Source organism: Fictibacillus sp. Mic-4, from assembly GCF_049843615.1.
Classification (GTDB): Bacteria; Bacillota; Bacilli; order Bacillales; family Fictibacillaceae; genus Fictibacillus_A; species Fictibacillus_A gelatini.
Map to the genome: position 1 here is coordinate 173,233 of NZ_JBBHZM010000002.1, position 19,658 is coordinate 192,890.

General features: G+C 39.8%; 17 protein-coding genes and 7 tRNA genes. 19 read left to right on the top strand and 5 right to left on the bottom strand.

Going from position 1 to position 19,658, the window contains the following annotated elements; genetic code table 11:
- The first annotated feature begins 7 nt into the window (after window positions 1-7).
- The 3 genes from WD019_RS03585 (at window position 8) to WD019_RS03595 (ending at window position 1,847) form a co-directional block, all read left to right on the top strand.
- Window positions 8-856: a metal ABC transporter permease gene (locus WD019_RS03585; protein WP_425710683.1), complete on the top strand. Its 849-nt coding sequence runs from the start codon at window positions 8-10 to the stop codon at window positions 854-856.
- Between the two features lie 19 nt (window positions 857-875).
- Complete coding sequence (locus tag WD019_RS03590; protein ID WP_425710684.1) at window positions 876-1,289, top strand: Fur family transcriptional regulator; 414 nt, start codon at window positions 876-878, stop codon at window positions 1,287-1,289.
- Window positions 1,290-1,469: 180 nt separating this feature from the next.
- Window positions 1,470-1,847 (top strand): DUF4190 domain-containing protein, encoded by a 378-nt coding sequence (locus WD019_RS03595; RefSeq protein ID WP_425710685.1) that lies wholly within the window; start codon window positions 1,470-1,472, stop codon window positions 1,845-1,847.
- Between the two features lie 42 nt (window positions 1,848-1,889).
- Here the strand turns inward: WD019_RS03595 and ispG are convergent, their stop codons facing one another.
- Both ispG and WD019_RS03605 read right to left on the bottom strand, forming a co-directional pair.
- Complete coding sequence (gene ispG, locus WD019_RS03600; RefSeq protein ID WP_026676714.1) at window positions 1,890-2,993, bottom strand: flavodoxin-dependent (E)-4-hydroxy-3-methylbut-2-enyl-diphosphate synthase; 1,104 nt, start codon at window positions 2,991-2,993, stop codon at window positions 1,890-1,892.
- 113 nt (window positions 2,994-3,106) lie between these two features.
- Window positions 3,107-3,427, bottom strand: coding sequence for a hypothetical protein (locus WD019_RS03605; protein WP_425710686.1), 321 nt, complete (start codon window positions 3,425-3,427; stop codon window positions 3,107-3,109).
- Window positions 3,428-3,598: 171 nt separating this feature from the next.
- Here WD019_RS03605 and WD019_RS03610 point away from each other — a divergent pair, with 171 nt between their 5' ends.
- Window positions 3,599-4,483, top strand: coding sequence for a DUF1002 domain-containing protein (locus tag WD019_RS03610; RefSeq protein WP_425710687.1), 885 nt, complete (start codon window positions 3,599-3,601; stop codon window positions 4,481-4,483).
- A 28-nt stretch (window positions 4,484-4,511) separates the two neighbouring features.
- On the opposite strand, the gene WD019_RS03615 is transcribed toward WD019_RS03610, so the two are convergent.
- Window positions 4,512-5,279, bottom strand: a complete 768-nt coding sequence (locus WD019_RS03615; protein ID WP_026676717.1) for a DUF1189 domain-containing protein — start codon at window positions 5,277-5,279, stop codon at window positions 4,512-4,514.
- Window positions 5,280-5,440: 161 nt separating this feature from the next.
- On the opposite strand from WD019_RS03615, the gene WD019_RS03620 reads away from it, so the two are divergent.
- From WD019_RS03620 to WD019_RS03675, 12 genes are all read left to right on the top strand, one after another.
- On the top strand, window positions 5,441-5,923 hold the full coding sequence (locus tag WD019_RS03620; protein WP_425710688.1) for a DUF456 domain-containing protein: 483 nt from the start codon (window positions 5,441-5,443) through the stop codon (window positions 5,921-5,923).
- A 140-nt stretch (window positions 5,924-6,063) separates the two neighbouring features.
- Window positions 6,064-6,138, top strand: a tRNA-Asn gene (locus tag WD019_RS03625).
- Window positions 6,139-6,141: 3 nt separating this feature from the next.
- A tRNA-Met gene (locus WD019_RS03630) sits at window positions 6,142-6,218 on the top strand.
- 106 nt (window positions 6,219-6,324) lie between these two features.
- Window positions 6,325-6,400, top strand: a tRNA-His gene (locus WD019_RS03635).
- A gap of 18 nt (window positions 6,401-6,418) precedes the next feature.
- Window positions 6,419-6,495, top strand: a tRNA-Ile gene (locus WD019_RS03640).
- Between the two features lie 105 nt (window positions 6,496-6,600).
- Window positions 6,601-6,693: transfer RNA gene (locus WD019_RS03645), tRNA-Ser, on the top strand.
- A 24-nt stretch (window positions 6,694-6,717) separates the two neighbouring features.
- Window positions 6,718-6,794: transfer RNA gene (locus tag WD019_RS03650), tRNA-Met, on the top strand.
- Window positions 6,795-6,955: 161 nt separating this feature from the next.
- Window positions 6,956-7,031 (top strand) — tRNA-Phe (locus tag WD019_RS03655).
- A gap of 448 nt (window positions 7,032-7,479) precedes the next feature.
- Window positions 7,480-8,088, top strand: coding sequence for a superoxide dismutase (locus WD019_RS03660; protein ID WP_026676719.1), 609 nt, complete (start codon window positions 7,480-7,482; stop codon window positions 8,086-8,088).
- Between the two features lie 131 nt (window positions 8,089-8,219).
- On the top strand, window positions 8,220-9,500 hold the full coding sequence (locus tag WD019_RS03665) for an MFS transporter (protein ID WP_425710689.1): 1,281 nt from the start codon (window positions 8,220-8,222) through the stop codon (window positions 9,498-9,500).
- Window positions 9,501-9,614: 114 nt separating this feature from the next.
- A complete protein-coding gene (locus WD019_RS03670; RefSeq protein WP_425710690.1) occupies window positions 9,615-11,624 on the top strand; it encodes a peptidoglycan D,D-transpeptidase FtsI family protein in 2,010 nt (669 codons plus the stop codon).
- 85 nt (window positions 11,625-11,709) lie between these two features.
- On the top strand, window positions 11,710-12,642 hold the full coding sequence (locus tag WD019_RS03675) for a PstS family phosphate ABC transporter substrate-binding protein (protein WP_035350187.1): 933 nt from the start codon (window positions 11,710-11,712) through the stop codon (window positions 12,640-12,642).
- A 26-nt stretch (window positions 12,643-12,668) separates the two neighbouring features.
- On the opposite strand, the gene WD019_RS03680 is transcribed toward WD019_RS03675, so the two are convergent.
- Complete coding sequence (locus WD019_RS03680; protein ID WP_425710691.1) at window positions 12,669-13,157, bottom strand: hypothetical protein; 489 nt, start codon at window positions 13,155-13,157, stop codon at window positions 12,669-12,671.
- 25 nt (window positions 13,158-13,182) lie between these two features.
- Window positions 13,183-13,377 carry a hypothetical protein gene (locus WD019_RS03685; protein WP_026676722.1) on the bottom strand — a complete coding sequence of 65 codons (195 nt, stop codon included), beginning with the start codon at window positions 13,375-13,377 and terminating at the stop codon, window positions 13,183-13,185.
- A gap of 395 nt (window positions 13,378-13,772) precedes the next feature.
- Between WD019_RS03685 and WD019_RS03690 the strand changes: the two genes are divergently transcribed.
- The 3 genes from WD019_RS03690 to WD019_RS03700 are packed head-to-tail and all read left to right on the top strand — an operon-like array spanning window position 13,773 to window position 19,655.
- Complete coding sequence (locus WD019_RS03690) at window positions 13,773-14,438, top strand: DUF4912 domain-containing protein (RefSeq protein ID WP_026676723.1); 666 nt, start codon at window positions 13,773-13,775, stop codon at window positions 14,436-14,438.
- Window positions 14,439-14,450: 12 nt separating this feature from the next.
- Window positions 14,451-17,243 (top strand): 1,4-alpha-glucan branching protein domain-containing protein, encoded by a 2,793-nt coding sequence (locus tag WD019_RS03695; RefSeq protein WP_425710692.1) that lies wholly within the window; start codon window positions 14,451-14,453, stop codon window positions 17,241-17,243.
- Window positions 17,244-19,655 (top strand): sugar phosphate nucleotidyltransferase, encoded by a 2,412-nt coding sequence (locus WD019_RS03700; protein WP_425710693.1) that lies wholly within the window; start codon window positions 17,244-17,246, stop codon window positions 19,653-19,655. It abuts the gene before it with no gap.
- Window positions 19,656-19,658 lie beyond the last annotated feature (3 nt).

Genomic DNA, 19,658 nt, shown 5'->3' on the forward strand with positions numbered 1-19,658 from the left:
ATTTTGAATGGATTTACCGTTTTTAAAATATACGTTTTTACAAAATGCTTTTTTAACCGGTGTAATGATTGGTCTTTTGGCACCTATTCTCGGCGTCTTTATTGTCGTAAGAAAACAATCGCTAATTGCCGATGCGCTTTCCCATATTTCATTGGCTGGGATTGCAGCAAATTTAATGCTTGGAAAAAAATATTCATTTTTTGACGGATTGAACCCCATTTATATGGGAATGTTCTTTTCGGTCGCCGGTTCATTATGTATAGAAAAATTGCGAAAGGTATACAAACATTTTGAAGAGTTGGCGATTCCGATTATTATGTCAGCTGGAATCGGGTTAAGCGTCATTTTTATTTCGATTGCACAGGGATTCAATACAGATTTGTTTAATTATTTATTTGGGAATGTTCTTGCGGTTAAGCAATCGGATGTTATAACGATCTTTTTCATATTGATCGCCGTTGTGCTTGTGATCTTTTTATTATATAAGGAGCTATTTGTCTTATCGTTTGATGAAGAGCAGGCTGTTGTATCTGGAATAAAGGGGAAATGGATTCAATTCGCGTTTATTGTAATGGTCGCTCTAGTTATTGCCGCTTCTATGAAAATTGTCGGGATCTTGCTTGTTTCTTCATTAATGACATTACCAGTTGCTGCAAGCATCCGGATTGCGACAGGATTTAAACAAACCTTTTTTATTGCTGTTTTGTTTGGCGAAATAGAAGTAATTGGAGGATTAATTTCTTCGTATTACCTCGATTTAGCCCCTGGTGGAACGATTGTCATTCTCGGCGTGTTGATCTTACTGCTATCAATTTTATGGAAAAAAAGAAAAGTAACAAGAAAATTATCACATTAACCGTTTGGAGGATACCTTCATGGATGTTTTGCGCGCGATCAAATTGCTAAAAGAGGAAGGCTATAAATATACAGATAAACGAAAACATATGTTGCAGTTATTTGCAGATGAAAAAAGATATTTATCGGCGAGAGATGTGCAGGAGTTTTTAAAGACGAATTTCCCTGGTTTAAGCTTTGACACAATCTACAGGAATTTATCCATTTTTGTTGATCTTGGGATATTGGAAGAAACTGAACTCGATGGGGAAAAGAAATTTCGATATACTTGCCCCTCAGGAAAGCATCACCATCACCTGATTTGCTTGAAATGCGGGAAGACGAAAGAAATTGATGCATGCCCGATGGAAAAAGTGACGACCGATTTGTCCGAATTTCAAATTACCGGCCATAAATTTGAAATTTACGGGTATTGCAGCCAGTGCACCGCATAAAAAAACCGGATTCTCAACGTAAGGAGAATCCGGTTTTTTTTATTTATTTATACTGATTTCAGATCGAACTGCCAACAATGCCCACCTTTACCGGTGAAAAGATGGTCATTGTTTTTATGAAAAGGAGATATATCGGTCATACTAAAAACGCTCCTTATTCTTGGAAAGAGAGGGATCTACATGGCTGATGATACTCGAGATTTAAACCGCAATGAAGATGAGAGAACAAACGATTATCGCGAGGAAACGGCGGCTGAAGTTGTACCGCTTACTGGAACAACATGGGATAGAGTAAATGACCGCCGGGAAGAGCGAGAAGAAAATATAGAAAGAAATGAAGCTGAAGATCGGGAAGAAGTTGGAGGAAGAGGACTTGGAGTATTTTCAATTATTGCTTCGATAGCGTCCCTTTTCTTTTTACCCGTCATATTAGGTGCAACAGGGATTATACTCGGATTTTTTGCTGTAGGCCGAGGAGCGCGTACTTCTGGATGGTGGGGCATTGGCATTGGAATTGCCTCTATCGTTATTTCCTTATTGTTTGCACCTTTCTTTTAACACACAAGGAGCAAAAAAAACGGGACATTTCGTCCCGTTTTTTTAATTGACTTGCCCGGCTTTTTGTTTCGCGTAATGTTCTTCGGCAAGTTTATCGACTTCTTTTTTTAATTCATCAAGCAATTGATCTTCAGGAATCTTCCGTACAATTTCACCATGCCTGAATAATAAGCCTTCGCCCCGTGCGCCGGCAATACCGATATCCGCTTCTCTTGCTTCTCCTGGCCCGTTAACGGCACATCCAAGCACCGCAACTTTAATTGGCGCTCGAACTTTAGAAATATATTCTTCAACTTCATTCGCGATCGATATAAGATCAATTTCAATTCGTCCACATGTCGGGCATGAAATTAAAGTTGCAGCGTCCGAAAGCAACCCGAATGATTTCAACAGCTCACGCGCTACCTTCACTTCTTCTACCGGATCGGCACTTAGTGAGACACGTAATGTATTGCCAATTCCTTTATTTAAAATTACCCCAAGGCCAGCTGCACTTTTCACTGTTCCAGCAAACAGCGTACCAGATTCGGTAATGCCAAGATGAAGCGGATAGTCGAATGCTCTCGCTGCTTTTTCATATGCCTCAATGGCGAGATTGATATCTGATGCTTTCATTGACACAATAATATCATGGAAATCAAGGTCTTCAAGAATTTTAATATGGTCTAAAGCACTTTCCACCATGCCATCTGCAGTTGGATAACCGTATTTTTCAAGATATTTTTTTTCAAGAGAACCTGCGTTAACACCAATGCGAATGGGAATGCCTTTTTCTTTTGCTGCTTTAACAACAGCTTCTACCTTTTCCTTCCGGCCGATGTTGCCAGGGTTAATACGAATTTTATCGGCTCCACCTTCAATTGCTTTAAGGGCTAATTTATAATCAAAATGTATATCTACGACAAGCGGAATATTAATTCGTTTTTTTATTTCCGGAATCGCCTCTGCCGCTCTCATATCAGGACAGGCCACACGAACGATTTGACAGCCGGCTTCTTCAAGCCGTTTTATTTCAGCAACTGTCGCTTCTACATCATGGGTTTTTGTCGTTGTCATACTTTGAACTATTACTTGATTGTTCCCGCCAATTGTTAAATTTCCAACTTTTACGGGTCTCGTTTTTGAACGATGCGTTATTTCACTCATTCGTGAATCGCTCTCCTTTTACATCATTTGATACGAATTGCACCTATCATCAGTCCATTGTAGCAATCGTTTTAAAGGTTTGGCAAGAAACAAGTTATTATACGTGGCCCTGTTTATTTTTTATCCGGATAAATCGGGAATTTATATACATGCCCGATTTGAATGTCTTCCGGATGAATATTGTTAAGCAAGCGAAAATCACGGATCAGTTTAGCCATTGATCGAGGAGCGCTTTTTTGATGCAATTGTTCAACAACGGATAAAACCGTATCACCTGCTTTAACCTTCACTCGTTGATAGAAGATTTTTTCCTGGCTGTTTTTTGGAGCCATTTTTGTTTTCGCCTGAAGCGGCTTAAGCGTCCCAATTTTTAAATCATAGGCCATTGTATATATAATAAGCAAGCTTAAACAGAACAAAAAAAACTTTTTCATTAGCTTGTCCTCCTTGAACAATCTTTGGGACAAATATATGTGAAAACGATGAAATTATGACACCCATCTTTTAAAAAATAATATTTCTAGCCGATATAGAAATTGTGGTGTAAAATGATGTGCATAGCTTTTTGTATAAGCTATATATACTTTTTAAGAGGTGGATCTTTTATGAAGAATATTTGCAAATGGTTATTGCCATTATTTTTAATTACGCTAATTTGGGTTCCGAAACATGCATTTGCTGATAGTGCTCCAGGGGATGTTATCGTTACATTGGGTGAAGATTTAACTTCTGAACAAAAAACAAAAATCTTAAATGAGATGGGTGTACCTTCAAACGTTGAAGCGATTACCGTTTCAAATAAAGAAGAATACGAATATCTTGGTAAGTATATTTCCAGGGCGAAAATCGGAACGAGAGCCATTTCTTCGGCCAAAATAACACTTGCTGAAACAGGGAAGGGACTTCACGTAAAAACGAATCATATTAATTGGGTTACCGCTGATATGATCACAAACGCACTTGTAACCGCAGGGGTTAAAGATGCCGATATATATGTTACGGCCCCATTTGACGTATCAGGAACGGCCGCATTAACCGGTATCTTAAAAGCTTATGAAACAAAGACAGATATTACTATTCCAGAAGGCCAAAAACAAGTGGCCAATGAAGAAGTCATTAAAACAGCGCAGCTTGGGGATCGGATTGGAACAGATAAAGCAACTCAATTAATAACGGAAATTAAACAAGAATTAGCAAAAAATCCGGCAAAAACTCCTGAAGAAATGCAGGCGCTTATTCAGCGGGTTGCCGACAGGCTCGGGATCACATTAACCGATGCGGATTTAAAGAGTCTTGTTGCATTATTTGATCATATGAAGGATGTTCATATTGACTGGGATAAAGTAAAAGACGGATTACAAAATGTAAGAGATAACTTAAATCATGTCATCAACAAAGAGGAAACGAAAAATTTCCTTGAGAAAATACTTGATTTTATCATGAATATAATTAATGCGATTATAGATTTCTTTAAAGGGTTGTTTGCATGAAAAAAGAGGCTGGATTTCAGCCTCTTTTTTAAACCCTTCGCGGTGGAACTTCTTTTATTACGAGCCAGATCATGATAATTGCTACAGCCCAATAAATGATAAATGAAAAAGGAACAAAAATCCGAAAAGCATCCATTAATGCGAAAAAGACGGTCGGCAAGGTAACGGAATAAGCGGATAGTCTCCATAAATGGCGGAAAGAAAGTTTTCTATTCACCGCATTTTGAATAAACAAGCCGATAACCGCTAATACGGTTACACCAATAAATTTCGATGCCGTTGTAAATATATAAAGAATGACCATACTTATCATTATAATAATAGGCAGTAAGTCGGAAAGATCTTTGCTAAACTTAAGTACATCATTTTTCGTAACTTCAATAGTGCCTAACACTGAATAAGGCATTTTGCTTACATTTCCTCCGGCCTTAACAACAAGCTCATTTGGAAGCAATGCAATAACATTCGAATAATTGTTAATGTCACTCATTGAAATCGTTCCTGTAGTATCTAAAATGATCGTTTGATCGTCTTCTGTTTGAATATAAGGCTTTTTTTCGTTAGAAGTTAAATGTCCATTTGATAATTGAAAAGAAGGAATATCTGTTTCTAATGATTGTTTAAATTCTTCAACACCATTTTTTAATGAGAGTGAGAAGATAATTCCAAACGGCAACGTTGTCAAAAACGTAAGAAAAAAGATATAGCCGATGGTTTTACCAATCCCTTGAAAACGAAATTTCACGATATCTTTCGGTGAATACAAACTTAAAATAAGCTGTTTGACGATATTCATTAATTTTTTCTCCTCACTTACACTTGTTGATTACTTTATCATTTTAGCGGAAAATTCATTTGTAAACAATGGATATACAAATGTTCGTTATCATTGTACATAGAAAAGAAAAAAGGTAAAATAATAGAAGAAAAACGACAATCTCATAAGGAGCTTATCTGGTGGATACGTTATATTGGATTTTGATCGCTCTCTCGTTTTTGCTTGCCTTTGTCGCATTGTTTTACCCAATTTTGCCTGGTGTTCTTTTTTTGGCGTTAGGATTTATTTTGTATGGCGTCTTTTATTCATTTACGCCATTTACGATACCGTTTATCATCATTCAGGCGATTTTATTTATTAGCCTTTTCGTCGTCGATTATGTAAGTAATTTGTATGGAGTTAAGAGAAAAGGAGGATCGAAAGCGGCGATTTGGGGAAGTACAATTGGTTTATTAGTCGGACCATTTGTTATTCCTATTGCTGGACTTCTTGTCGGGCCGTTTTTAGGAGCCGTATTGGCAGAGATAATTGTTCATAAAAAATCGTTTCCCGAAGCTTTTCGTGTAGGAATTGGCTCGTTGTTAGGGTTTATTGGAGGAACGATTGTAAAGATTTTTGTTCAGTTAATTATGATCTGCTATTTTTTATGGGTTGTTTTGTGAAATGCCGCTTGCGTAGAAAGGAAGGCGCGTGCTATAGTAAATCTTGCCGAAGAATAAAGGCGTTAATTAGTGATTAATTATTGACAGTATAGCATTGGTTGTGATATAGTAATACTTGTCCATAATTGACACTTAATTATTCCACAGTAGCTCAGTGGTAGAGCTATCGGCTGTTAACCGATCGGTCGCAGGTTCGAGTCCTGCCTGTGGAGCCATATGGCGGTGTAGCTCAGCTGGCTAGAGCGTACGGTTCATACCCGTGAGGTCGGGGGTTCGATTCCCTCCGCCGCTACCATATTGGAACTTAGAAGTGGGAAGTTGGAAATTAGACGAAATGTTTTGCTTCGTTGAATTACAAGAAGTTCCAACCTCTAGACTTCGCATCTAATATTTAGAATATGGCGGTCGTGGCGAAGTGGTTAACGCACCGGATTGTGGTTCCGGCATTCGTGGGTTCGATTCCCATCGGCCGCCCCATTTTCCAATACATAGCATGGACCCTTAGCTCAGTTGGTCAGAGCGGTCGGCTCATAACCGATTGGTCGTAGGTTCGAGTCCTACAGGGTCCACCATACTAGAAATTAGAAGTGTGAAGTTGGAAAGTGGATTTACAACTAAATCCGGAGAAGTATTTTATAGATCTAACTTCTTACCTTTTAATATCTAACATCCAACCCGGAGGTATACCCAAGTCTGGCTGAAGGGATCGGTCTTGAAAACCGACAGGGGTGTAAAAGCCCGCGGGGGTTCGAATCCCTCTACCTCCTCCATTTTAATTTACTTCTTCATATCATCGCGGGGTGGAGCAGTCTGGTAGCTCGTCGGGCTCATAACCCGAAGGTCGCAGGTTCAAATCCTGTCCCCGCAACCAAAATACATATTGGCTCGATAGCTCAGTCGGTAGAGCAACGAGCAAATCATCATGAATTAACGGCGAGTTGTCCCGACGCAACCTGCTACAGAGAGAAAGCTAGTAGAGGAAGGGACAGAGGACTGGTTATTCCTCAGATCAGATTATGCGATATTAATAATGGCTCGATAGCTCAGTCGGTAGAGCAGAGGACTGAAAATCCTCGTGTCGGCGGTTCGATTCCGTCTCGAGCCACCATACATAGCGAAAGATATACCCTCATGGAAAATGAATCCGTGAGGGTTTTGTTTTTAACTTTGCTTTCGTATAAAACAAAAAAGTGGAGCAACGAGCAAAGCTGCGATGAAAAACTGCGAGTTGTCCCGACGCAGCCCGCTACGGAGCGATGCGGGAAGAGGAAGGGACAGAGGACTGAAAATCCTCGTGTCGGCGGTTCGATTCCGTCTCGAGCCACCATACATAATCCAACCCCCTTACAGAAATCCTTTTCTGTGAGGGGGTTTACGTTTGTTTTAACAAATAAAACATAATATGAGGTTTATTCGTTGATAATAACGGTTAAATCTGATAATGTAAGTAATAGAAAGACTTAATAAACTTTATTGTTGCTTAACTCTGGTTTCACTTTCCGGGGGATTCCCTCGGAAATGAAAATAAATTTGATTACATATAGGAGGAGATTAGTATGGCTTTTGAATTACCTGCATTACCTTATGCTGCAAATGCACTTGAACCTCATATTGATGAGCAAACAATGAACATCCACCATGACAGACATCACAAAACTTATGTGGACAATTTAAATGCTGCAATTGAAGGTCAGGCTGAACTAACTAGCAAAAGTATTGAAGAATTAATTTCTAATTTAGATGCAGTACCTGAAAACATTCGCACTGCTGTACGCAACAATGGTGGCGGACATGCAAACCACAGTCTGTTCTGGGAAATCTTAAAGCCAGGTGGGGCAAAAGAGCCAACCGGAGCTCTTGCTGATAAGATCAACAGCAAATTTGGAAGCTTTGATAAATTCAAAGAAGAATTTGCAAATGCTGCAAAAGGCCGCTTCGGTTCTGGATGGGCATGGTTAGTTGTTAACAATGGAGAGCTTGAAGTAACAAGCACACCTAATCAGGATAACCCATTAATGGAAGGGAAAACGCCGATTCTAGGCCTTGACGTTTGGGAACATGCCTATTATTTAAAATACCAAAACAAACGTCCGGACTACATTAACGCATTCTGGAATGTAGTTAACTGGGATGAAGTAGCAAAACGTTACGAAGAAGCAAAATAAAAAGATGTTAAAAATCCGTTGTCTTAAAAAGCAACGGATTTTTTCATGCAATAGTATCCAATTTCAATATATACGAATAGCCCTTTTTTTAATGAGAAAACTACGATTGTATTAAAAAGGGGCGGTTTTAAATGAAAAACGGTAAAAAGCTTGGGAATTTAATATTGACAAAGGATCTTCTTCTTCTTTTAGTCGTGGGGGGGTTATTTTATTTAAGCACTTCATTATCAAACACGTTTGTTAACATTTATCTTTGGAAACAATCCGGTAACCTTGTTGATATTGCTTTATACAATTTGTCGATTGTTGTCGTACAACCTGTTTCATTTTACTTTGCAGGAAAGCTGGCTAAGCGAATAGACAGAGTCATCATCATTCGGATTGGTGTGACCATGTTGTCGATATTCTACATAACCGTCTTGCTGTTGAACCAGCACGCCGATCAATTTATGCTTTTACTTGGCGGGTTGCTTGGACTGGGGCTCGGGTTTTATTGGCTGGCATTTAATGTTTTAACTTTTGAAGTGACAGAACCGGATACGAGGGACTTTTTTAACGGTTATTTAGGTGTTCTTTCCTCATTTTCTGGAATGATTGGCCCATTATGTGCAGGCTTGCTGATTTCAAAAATGAATAAATTTACAGGGTATAATGTGATTTTCAGCTTATCCCTTTTTTTATTCGTTGCCGCGGTACTCACCACCTTTTTTTTAGGCAGGAGAAAAGCGGAGGGAGATTACTGTGTCAAAGAAATTTATAAAGCCCGCCAGGTGAATAAAAATTGGGGAAGAATTTTAAAAGCGCATTTTCTTCAGGGAATGAGGGAAGGAGTCTTTGCTTTCGTTATTATTATCTGGGTGTATACAGCATCGAAAAGCGAAATGGCTCTTGGCACATTCAGTTTTGCGCAGTCCGCCGTTTCTTTTGTTTGTTACTATCTTGCGTCGCGTATCATTACGCCTAAACGCCGGAAAGAAGCTATTTTTCTAGGTGGTTTGCTTCTTTTTATAACCCCTTTTTTATTGCTTTTTAAACTATCGTTTCCATTGCTGATGACTTATGGCATTATTGTTTCATTTGCTTTTCCGATCTTGCTTGTTCCATATGTTTCATTAACATATGATGTCATTGGACGCTCAAAAAATGCCGGGAAGATGCGAATCGAATATGTAGTTGTTCGCGAATTGTATTTGAATGCCGGACGAGTTTTTTCGATTGTCGTATTACTCTTTACGCTGTTGTTTGTAAAAAGTGAGACAGCCATTCCTGTTTTGCTCCCGATCCTCGGGGCTGGCCATTTTTTCATCTATTTTTTTGTCAAACCGATTCATTTATCGAATCCCAAAAATAGAAATGCCATGGAGGAAGTTGCGGAAAATTTAGCAGATGGCGATGGTCGGTCAAACCTGTAATGATATTCTTTTGAATTACTTATGAACCATGTTAAAATTATTTCGGTATAATTTTTTTAAAAACGACACCACTTTAAAAAGTTGGTGTCATCATTTTTCGCAAGGGTGGATGGAATGCAGAAAAAAAAGAAAAAAAGTCATGTTCCGTTTCGGCTAAACGCCTTATTTTTATCCGTTTTTCTTCTTTTTTCAATCCTTATTTTCCGATTAGGATATGTTCAAATTGTAAAAGGGGCTGAATATAAACAAACGTCAGATCAGACGGATAATGTAACGACAAAATTGGATGCGCCGCGTGGTAAAATATACGATAGGGATCACCGGGTAGTTGTAAATAATAAGCCTGTTTATTCGATTACCTATACGCGAATGCAAAATTCGACGGCTGAAGACCGTCTGAAGCTGGCAGAGAAGCTTTCTCACTTTATTCATAAAGATACGAGTGAAGTAACAGAAAGAGATAAAAAAGACTTTTTCATTCTATTGCATAAAAAAGAGGTAGAAAAAAGAATAACTGCGAAAGAAAAAAAGAAATTGAACGATGATCAAATTTACCAGCTGGAATTGGACAGGGTGACCAAAAAAGATCTTGATCAGCTAACTGACCATCAATTAGAAGTGCTTGCGATCAAACGAGAATTGGACGGTGGCTACAGCATGTCGCCGCAAAGGGTAAAAGTGGGCGTTACAGAAAAGGAGATTGCGAGAATCAGCGAACATTTAAAAGAATTGCCAGGAATCGACATAAAGCCTGATGCCCAGAGGGATTACCCGTTTGGCAATTCATTTAAAGGAATTCTCGGACAAGTAAAGCAAATTCCGAAATCAAAAATGGACTATTATTTAGCAAGAGGAAATGATAGAAATGATCTTGTCGGGACTAGCTTTTTAGAAGAACAGTATGAATCGGTGCTAAGAGGAAAAAAATCAAAGATCGAGTATATGACAGATAAAGCAGGAAATCCAATAGGCGATCCGATCGAAAAGAAAGGAGAACGGGGCGATGATTTAGTATTAACCGTTGATATGGATTTCCAAAAGAAAGTCGAAAACATTATTGAAAGTGAACTAAAAGAATCGAAGTCTGGAAGTTTCGCTTATGCTAACAGGGATCTGAAAGAAGCGTATGTCACGGTGATGAATCCGAATACTGGCGAAATCTTGGCGATGGCCGGAAAACAATATGATCCGAAAACCGGACGCTATAAAAATGACCCGTATGGGAATGTTTACGACTCCTTTGCAGCGGGATCGGTTGTTAAAGGGGCAACGGTTTTAGCAGGGCTCCAATCTGGCGTGATCACGCCAAATACGCATTTTTATGATGCCCCATTAAACTTTGGGGATGGACGTGTCATGAAATCCGTAGAGAATATGGGCAGTATCGGACCATTAACGGCCCTTGAGCGGTCATCTAATGTTTATATGTGGAATATTGCGATGAGACTAGCTGGTTATGATTATAGTAAAAAGCGGTTTATCCACGAAAACGTTGAGGGGGCTTTCCGCACGCTCAGAAATACGTATGCCCAGTTTGGTTTAGGTGTTCCAACCGGGATTGATTTACCGTCAGAAGCAACCGGTTACCATACAGGAATCAGCGATGATCTTGCGCAGGCGATGTTTTTTGCAATTGGTCAATTCGATACGTACACACCGCTTCAGCTTGCTCAATATGTCTCAACGATAGCAAACGACGGATACCGGATGCAGCCTCATCTTGTCAAAGAAATAAGAGAACCTTCTGAGGATCCAAATAAACTAGGTAAACTCGTTACACGCATCGAACCGAATGTGTTAAATCGGATTGATATGAAAAAGTCTGATATTGAGCTTGTCCAAAAAGGCTTTAGGTTGGTAATGTCTGGGGCTCACGGGACAGCAGCCCCACGCTTTTCACATAAAAGCTATATGCCTGCGGGTAAATCAGGTACGGCACAGGTTGACATCAAAACAGGAATGGATAACCGAACATTAATTGCGTATGCTCCGTATAAGCATCCGGAAGTTGCCATTTCTGTCGTCGTACCGAACGTTAGAGCAGATACACCGAACTATGAAATTGGTGAAAAAGTATTGGACACTTATTTCGAGATGAAGGATAAGGGTGAACCAACTAAATAAAAAAGCAACAAAAAAGTGCGCTTTAAGCGCACTTTTTTTCATATTGGGGAAAGCTAAAGAGTAAAAAGATGAACGGGTGAAAACGATGAAATTTGTTAACATATCGCTCATTTTGCTGTTTCTGTTTTTATTTCCTTCAGGTGGCGCTTCTAGCGGGAATGAAAAGCTAAACGGGGAAGTGAGAATCAATGGCTCATCAACCGTCTTTCCCATCATGGCAGCTGTTTCAGAGGAGTTTCGCTATCGCTATCCGCTTGTTAAAGCTCCTGTCGGCATTTCCGGGACGGGAGGAGGTTTTGAGAAATTTTTAAAAGGGGAAATTGATATCAGTAGTGCTTCAAGACCGATTAACGAAGAAGAAAAGAAAGTGGCAGCTAAGGCGGGCATTCGTTACACGGAATTTCAAATCGCATATGATGGTTTAACGATCATTGTCAAGAAAGATAACAATTTCATTGATTTTTTAACGCTAGAGGAGTTGCGAAAAATTTTCAGCGAATCGTCTTTCATCAAAACATGGTCTGATATCCGAAAAGGGTGGCCGAAAAAAAAGATCGAAGTGTATAGTCCGGGGGCAGATTCAGGAACGTATCAATATTTCGAAAAAACGGTTCTTCAAAATCACCCGATCAGGCATGACGTGCAATTTTCGGAAGATGATAATGTCCTTGTTCACGGGGTAGCAGCATCCAATTATGCGATCGGCTATTTTGGATATGCGTATTATTCAACAAACCAAAATCGGTTAAAAGCGATTCCAGTTGACAGCGGTTCTGGGCCTGTTTCCCCGAATGCAAAATCGATCAAATCAGGCCAATATTCACCTCTGTCTCGTCCGCTATACATTTATGTAAACAATAAAGCGATCAAGGAACGCAAGGCCGTTTATTCCTATGTGAAATTCGCGATTACATACGGGGGCAAGCTTGCTTCATCAAAAGAAATAGGATATGTGCCGCTCCCAAAGCGCCAATATGAATGCCAATTAAAAAAACTAAAAATGCTGAAACGTTTGTAGTAAAAAGAGGAACCTTTTAAGGTTCCTCAAGTAATTGTGTCAGCGAGTTTTTTATATGTCATTTTACTATTCACTTTATATTTACCGGCCCTGACAGCACCTTCAAGTTTGTGTTTTCGCAAGTATTTTAAGAAGTCATCTCCGTCTTTAATGATTTTATGTTTTTCCAAGAAATCACAAACTTCACTTGTAGCCATTCCTTTAGATACAGTTAATGTCGCTTTTTCGACAGTTTCTTGTTTTGGTTCTTCTTTTTTTTCTGTTGGCTTGGCATTTTTTTCTGGTTGATTTGCTTCAGTATTGGCAGTTGTAGTTACCGTTTTTTGTTTTTCAGTTAAAGCTTTCAGCTCATCATTGGAAATAGCTACTTGATTATGATTTTTTAAGTATTGATCTACTTCTTCGCTAGATAAATTAGCATTATTTTTCGTATCGGATGTATAATAAATAGCTGCAAGAATTCCGGTGGCTACAATGATCCCCGCTGCAAATGCGCGTATTGTCGTACTGTTCATTATAGGATCCCTCTTTAATTATAGTTTAATTATTTTTATCATTAATCATGATCTCATCTTCTAAAATCTTTAGCTTTTTATTTACCTGGTACATTTCCTTCATTAATTGTATCGAGAAATTCTCTAATTGAACTTCCAGGTTATTGCTTTTATCCTTTTTAATAGACACAAGCAATAAAATGACTCCTATTAACAATAGTCCGAAAATTGCGTATTCCATAATATCCTCCTCCAAAAGCATTCTACACTATATCTTTATATCATAGACTTGTCTTTCATAGTATAATTTTCGCCAAATCTCGTCAAAAAATCTATGATTCCTCGCGCTTCCATTCCTTTAAAATCCAATTATTCCAGCAGTTATGTAGATTCCTGTAGATTTTTTGGTTTATTTAGAATATTGCTGTAAAATCGTTGGAAAGCAAACGGTTCCAAAAAATTTACAATGTTAGAAAAGGCAGATACGCTCTATTGTCTACATTTTTCTACATTTTTAGTTTATTGTGAGGAATTCCTATCGATGTTATGATTGCTTCGAATCTCGGAAACAAACAATAATACGTTCTTATGGACGTTAATATATTGATGTAGAGACTAATTAAGAGGTGAAAAAGCTTGATTAACGAGATTGTGAAATTAAAAGAAGAAGGTCTGACTCTTCAGCAAATTGCTGAAAAAATGAATACGACAGTAGGAAAGGTACAGTACAGGTGGAATAAGTACCGGCTGAAAATGAACCATTCAGCTAAACTTGCCGAACTTCCGGAACGCGAGAACGATCAAAAAGAGGAACTTCATGAGAATTTCGAATGGACGATACCCCCCGAATATAATGAGGATGATCTATTTTCAATGGTTCATTCACCTACCGCTATTTTCGCTTATTGGAGTCTATCTGATTCAAAACGACATATGGTTGAACATCATTTCCGCACTCCGTGGCAATCCCTGCCAAAACGTTTGAAAGTTTATGATGTGACTGATATTGAGTTTCACGGGCATAATTCTCATCGCAGTTTTGAAATAGAGTTGCCTGAAATGACGAATAATTGGTTTATAAGAGGGCTTGAGCCGAACCGTTCATACTGTGTTGATCTTGGAACGAAAACGTTTGACGGCAGCTTTTTTACTATTTTACGGTCCAATACAATTGAAACCCCGAGAATCGAAGCCGATAGTTTACAGGCTGAAAAAGTGCTGAATTGGAAATCGGGAAATGTAGCAGAGCCGGAATGGCTTGAAAATTTCTGCAGCTATTCATATTACCAAAAAATTAGATAGGAGTTTACTAGAATGAAAAACGGGTACTTCTCATTTATTTTACATGCTCATCTCCCTTATGTGAGGCACCGGGAGGCCAACCGCCTGGAAGAAAGATGGGTATTTGAAGCAATGACCGAAACCTATATCCCGTTATTATGGGTTCTACAAGAGCAAGAACAACCTGCATGCTTTGGCATTTCATTTTCGCCCCCTGTACTCGAAATGCTTTCTGATCCTGTCGTGCAGCGGAGATATGTTCACTATCTTGAAAACACCGAAGAACTCATTCGGAAAGAAAAGAGTTTGAATCCATCGGGAATGATAGCCGATATCGTTCGATTTTACGAAAAACGCTATAAGAAAATACGAGAGACGTTTTATCAATGGGGGCAAAATTTGATCAATGGCTTTAAGCATTACGAAGCCGAGGGGAAAATTGAATGTTTTACAACGGCAGCGACACACGCTTTTTTGCCTTACATTCAAACAAAAGAAGCATTAAGAGCCCAGATCGTCCATGGAATACTTACGTTTGAAAAACATTTCGGCAAACGGCCGGCCGGTTTCTGGTTGCCTGAGTGTGCCTATACCCCGGGAGTCGATAAAATTTTATTTGAGGAAGGGATTCGTTATACCTTTGTTGATGAACATACGTTAAAAAACGGAAGCCCAAAACCGGACAGGGAAGTGGGGGCACCAGTCTATTCGCCGCATGGAATTGTTTTGTTCCCAAGATGTGAAGCAATCAGCCAGGAAGTTTGGAGTTCGATTACTGGCTATCCTGGTGATTTTGATTACCGTGAATTTTACCGCGATATTGTCTATGACAGGGATTGGGAATATATTAAGCCACACGTTCATCCAGAAGGCTTTCGAACGGATTCCGGATTAAAATACCATCGCATTACCGGACCAACTGAAGAAAAAGCATATTATGTAAGAGAATGGGCGGAAAATAAGGCGAAAATACATGCCGAAGACTTTATTCAAACGATTGAAGAACGTTTGGAAAAGAAGAAGGAAGAATGTTACCCGCCACACCTCATTACGTCTCCGTTTGATGCGGAGTTGTTCGGACATTGGTGGTTTGAAGGACCTGACTTTCTCTCATCCGTTTTAGAAAAAGGAAGAGGACGAATCGAATTTATCACCCCATCTGAATACATTAATCGTCATTACCGCGATCTTGAAACCATTCATGCTGCCTTTTCAACATGGGGTAGGGATGGTTATGGGGATGTTTGGCTGAATGAAAAAAATGCCTGGATGTATCGCCATTTACATAAATGTGAACGGGAGATAATTTCCACGGTTGCCCGCTACTCGACTCAAGAACCACTTAGAAAACGATATATTCAACAAATGATCCGTGAATGGATGCTTGCATCAAGCTCTGACTGGGCGTTTATTGTAGACAATGACAGTGCTACGGCGTATGCCATTAACCGATTTACCGAACATATTGAACGTTTCCATAAAATTTATGAACAACTGAAATCGAACCGTATATCCTCAAGCTTTATCGTAGAGTACGAAAAAGATTATCCATTCTTAGAAACGATTGATACTACTATTTTTCAAACATCACATGATCATTACATTAAGCAACACTATAAAAATTTAAATAGCGATACTGAAAAAATGAATATTGCCATGCTTTCATGGGAATTTCCACCAATGGTCGTCGGAGGGCTTGGCCGGCATGTGTTTGATTTAGCAAAACAGCTTGTCAAACTTGGTGCGAACGTTTATGTCATTACATCGGATGTAGAAGGCTATCCCACTCATGAGATCAATGAGGGGATCCATGTATACCGGGTAAAAGGACTTCAACCGCAAAACGAAAATTTCTTCCATTGGGTTGGAAGCCTCAACTTAGCGATGATGGATCAAGTAAGAAACCTTGCCAAATTAATCCCATTCGATTGTATCCACGCCCACGATTGGCTCGTTAGCGTGGCGGCTAAAGGATTGAAGCAAGAACTTTCCATTCCGCTTATTGCGACCATTCATGCAACCGAACATGGCAGAAATAATGGCATTCATGACCCGCTTCAATTTGAAATTAACCAAAAAGAGTGGGAGCTTATGTTTGAGGCAGATGAAATCATTGTTTGCAGCAACCATATGAAAAATGAATTATGCGAGGTGTTTCAAGTACCTGAAAACAAAGTCACGATCCTACCAAACGGAGTCGATCCAGAACTGTTTAAACCGGAAGCTATACATGACTATAAATACAAACAGCATGGCGAAACACTCGTTTTCTCCGTCGGTCGGATGGTAAAGGAAAAAGGGTTTCAAACGATTATTGAGGCAGCCCATCTATTAAAGAACGAACAAGATACTATTAAATTCGTAATTGCAGGAAAGGGGCCGCTTCTAGAACATTATCGCCGGGCTGTTCACGAACAGCAGCTAAGCGATATCGTCCATTTCATCGGATATGTGTCGGATGAAGAGCGTAACCGCCTTTTAGCAGAATGTGATATTGCGCTATTTCCAAGCCATTATGAACCGTTTGGCATTGTCGCCCTTGAAGGAATGATCGCGGGAAAAGCTACCGTCGTTTCGGAAACAGGCGGATTAAAAGATATTGTGAAACATGAAGAAACCGGGCTGACCATCTATCCGAATGACCCTGCAAGCCTTGCCTCTGCTGTATTAAGGCTGGCGAGAGAGCCCGGTCTAAGGAAAAAGCTTGCTTTAAGCGGAAAACATGTGGCCAAGAACGTGTTTAACTGGGAGCGAATTGCAAAGAAAACATTGAAGCTAATGGAACAAAATACACAAAAAAACAATCACGTAGGGAGCGGTGTATAAATGAAGGGTGTAATTATGGCCGGTGGAAAAGGGACACGTCTTCGCCCATTAACTTGTAATTTGCCAAAGCCAATGGTGCCTATCCTACATAAACCGGTAATGGAGTATAGCATTGAGTTATTAAAGAAATACGGCATTACAGATATTGCTGTAACGGTCCATTATCTTCCGGACGCCATTAAAAATTATTTTGGGGATGGAAGCGAGTTTGGGGTTAACCTTCATTACTTCGAGGAAACCACTCCGCTCGGCACGGCAGGAAGCATAAAAAATGCCGAAGAGTTTTTGGATGAGCGATTTATCGTCATCAGCGGTGACGCTTTAACCGATTTTAATTTACAAAAAGGGATTCAATACCATGAAGAAAAGGAATCCCTCGTCACAATTTTTATGAAACAAGTGGAATCTCCGCTTGAATATGGCGTCATTATGACAAATAAGGATGGACAGATTATCCGGTTTTTAGAAAAGCCAAGCTGGAATGAAGTGTTTAGTGATACAGTAAATACAGGCATTTACGTATTGGAACCGGAAATCTTTAACTATATCGAAAAGGACGTCCCGACGGATTTCAGTAAAGACCTATTCCCGCTTTTAATGAAAGAAGAAAGAGAATTGTACGGATATGAAGCACAAGGATATTGGTCTGATATTGGCAGCCTCCAGCAATATCGGCAATCGCATTATGACATGCTCGATGGAGCCGTCAATATCCCTATTCCGGGCAAGGAATTTAAGCCAGGCGTCTGGGTGGGAAATAACGTGGTCATCGAAGAAGGGGCTAAGCTTGAAAAGCCGGTGCACATTGCAGACGGAACCGTCATCCGAAAGGGTGCGGACGTCAAAAGTTACTCGGTTATTGGGAAAAATAATGTCATCTGCTCAAAATCTTCATTAAAGAAAAGCATTCTATGGCATGATGTGTATGTCGCCGATGAGTGTGAATTAAGGGGAGCAACCATTGCCAATGGTACGTTAGTTGAACAGGGCGCAGCGATGTATGAACATGCAGTGGTAGGAAATCATTGTAAAATAGGAAAGCGTTCAACATTAAAGCCGGAAGTGAAAATATGGCCGGAAAAGGAAATTTACGAAGAAGCACTCGTTCACACGTCTCTTATCTGGGGAAGAAAAGCCACGAAATCATTATTTGGATCAAGAGGAATTACCGGTATCGCCAATGTTGAGATCACGCCTGATTATATTGCAAGGCTGGCATCAGCGTATGGAGCAGTTCTTCCACATGGTTCGACAATTGTGATTGCAAGTGATTCCCATGACTTTTCCATTATGATTAAGCAAGCATTCATTCAAGGCCTTCACTCTTCAGGAATCCATACGCTTGATACAAGCCCAACTGTTGCACCAGTTGTTCGGTATACGATCGTATCCGAAAATTTGCAAGGGGGCGTTTATGTTCGATTTACAAATCGTAAAGGCGAAAAACAGTTGAATGTAGAATTTTATGATTATAAAGGACTTCCGATTCATCCGGATGTTGAGAGAAAAATTGAGAATGCATTCTGGCAGGAAGATTATCGTCGGGCGACGTTTGATCGAATCGGCAAAGGCAGGCGATCAACACATAAAAACGAGGAGTACATCGATTCCATCTTGAATACGATTGATCGCAAAGCGATCCAGCAAACAAAATTCAGGGTTGTCGTTAACTATAATTATCAGCCGTATTTGAGCTTCATCCCTACTTTGTTTAATCGTTTAAATTGCGAAATATTGACCGTTCCGTATGAAACTAAAAATGAGGAAATGGCTAAGCTTGTCCAAGTGACAAATGCCAATCTCGGCATCCTTGTCGGAGAAGAAGCAGAGACGCTAAAGCTGATCACGGAAAAAGGTGAAATGTTAGATGAAGGTACGATGCTATCGTTATACGTACTCGTTGCCTTTTATGGCAGAAAGGCAAAACAAATCACCATTCCGGTATATGGCTCCTCCGCGCTTGATCCACTTGCCGAAAGCTTGAATGGGAAACTCATTCGTACCAAAGCGAATCCTCGGTCCATAATGGAAAGTGATGGCGGGGTGTTTAACTATCAATATGATGCCCAGTATGCATTTACCCATTTACTTGAAATGATGGCCACACAAGAACTCACATTAACAGAAATCGTAGCACTTCTTCCAAACGTCCATATGCTGCAGGAACATGTTCCATGCCCGTGGGATAAGAAAGGGAGGGTCATGAGAAGGCTAATGGAAGACATTCGGGGCAACAATGTTGAGCTCGTTGACGGGATCAAAGTATTTCACCCTGAAGGCGGTTGGACATTGATCTTGCCGGATGTCGAAAAGCCGCTATTTACCGTTTATTCGCATTCTACAGACATTGATCACGCACGGGAAGCGGCGGATCAATATGTCAATAAAATAAGACTTTATCAAAAGGTGTAGACG

What these genes read in the sequence shown, in the direction of transcription:
- WD019_RS03585 (WP_425710683.1), top strand. Translation starts at nt 8, where the DNA reads ATGGATTTACCGTTTTTAAAATATACGTTTTTACAAAATGCTTTTTTA.
- WD019_RS03590 (WP_425710684.1), top strand. Translation starts at nt 876, where the DNA reads ATGGATGTTTTGCGCGCGATCAAATTGCTAAAAGAGGAAGGCTATAAA.
- WD019_RS03595 (WP_425710685.1), top strand. Translation starts at nt 1,470, where the DNA reads ATGGCTGATGATACTCGAGATTTAAACCGCAATGAAGATGAGAGAACA.
- ispG (WP_026676714.1), bottom strand. Translation starts at nt 2,993, where the DNA reads ATGAGTGAAATAACGCATCGTTCAAAAACGAGACCCGTAAAAGTTGGA.
- WD019_RS03605 (WP_425710686.1), bottom strand. Translation starts at nt 3,427, where the DNA reads ATGAAAAAGTTTTTTTTGTTCTGTTTAAGCTTGCTTATTATATATACA.
- WD019_RS03610 (WP_425710687.1), top strand. Translation starts at nt 3,599, where the DNA reads ATGAAGAATATTTGCAAATGGTTATTGCCATTATTTTTAATTACGCTA.
- WD019_RS03615 (WP_026676717.1), bottom strand. Translation starts at nt 5,279, where the DNA reads ATGAATATCGTCAAACAGCTTATTTTAAGTTTGTATTCACCGAAAGAT.
- WD019_RS03660 (WP_026676719.1), top strand. Translation starts at nt 7,480, where the DNA reads ATGGCTTTTGAATTACCTGCATTACCTTATGCTGCAAATGCACTTGAA.
- WD019_RS03665 (WP_425710689.1), top strand. Translation starts at nt 8,220, where the DNA reads ATGAAAAACGGTAAAAAGCTTGGGAATTTAATATTGACAAAGGATCTT.
- WD019_RS03670 (WP_425710690.1), top strand. Translation starts at nt 9,615, where the DNA reads ATGCAGAAAAAAAAGAAAAAAAGTCATGTTCCGTTTCGGCTAAACGCC.
- WD019_RS03675 (WP_035350187.1), top strand. Translation starts at nt 11,710, where the DNA reads ATGAAATTTGTTAACATATCGCTCATTTTGCTGTTTCTGTTTTTATTT.
- WD019_RS03680 (WP_425710691.1), bottom strand. Translation starts at nt 13,157, where the DNA reads ATGAACAGTACGACAATACGCGCATTTGCAGCGGGGATCATTGTAGCC.
- WD019_RS03685 (WP_026676722.1), bottom strand. Translation starts at nt 13,377, where the DNA reads ATGGAATACGCAATTTTCGGACTATTGTTAATAGGAGTCATTTTATTG.
- WD019_RS03695 (WP_425710692.1), top strand. Translation starts at nt 14,451, where the DNA reads ATGAAAAACGGGTACTTCTCATTTATTTTACATGCTCATCTCCCTTAT.
- WD019_RS03700 (WP_425710693.1), top strand. Translation starts at nt 17,244, where the DNA reads ATGAAGGGTGTAATTATGGCCGGTGGAAAAGGGACACGTCTTCGCCCA.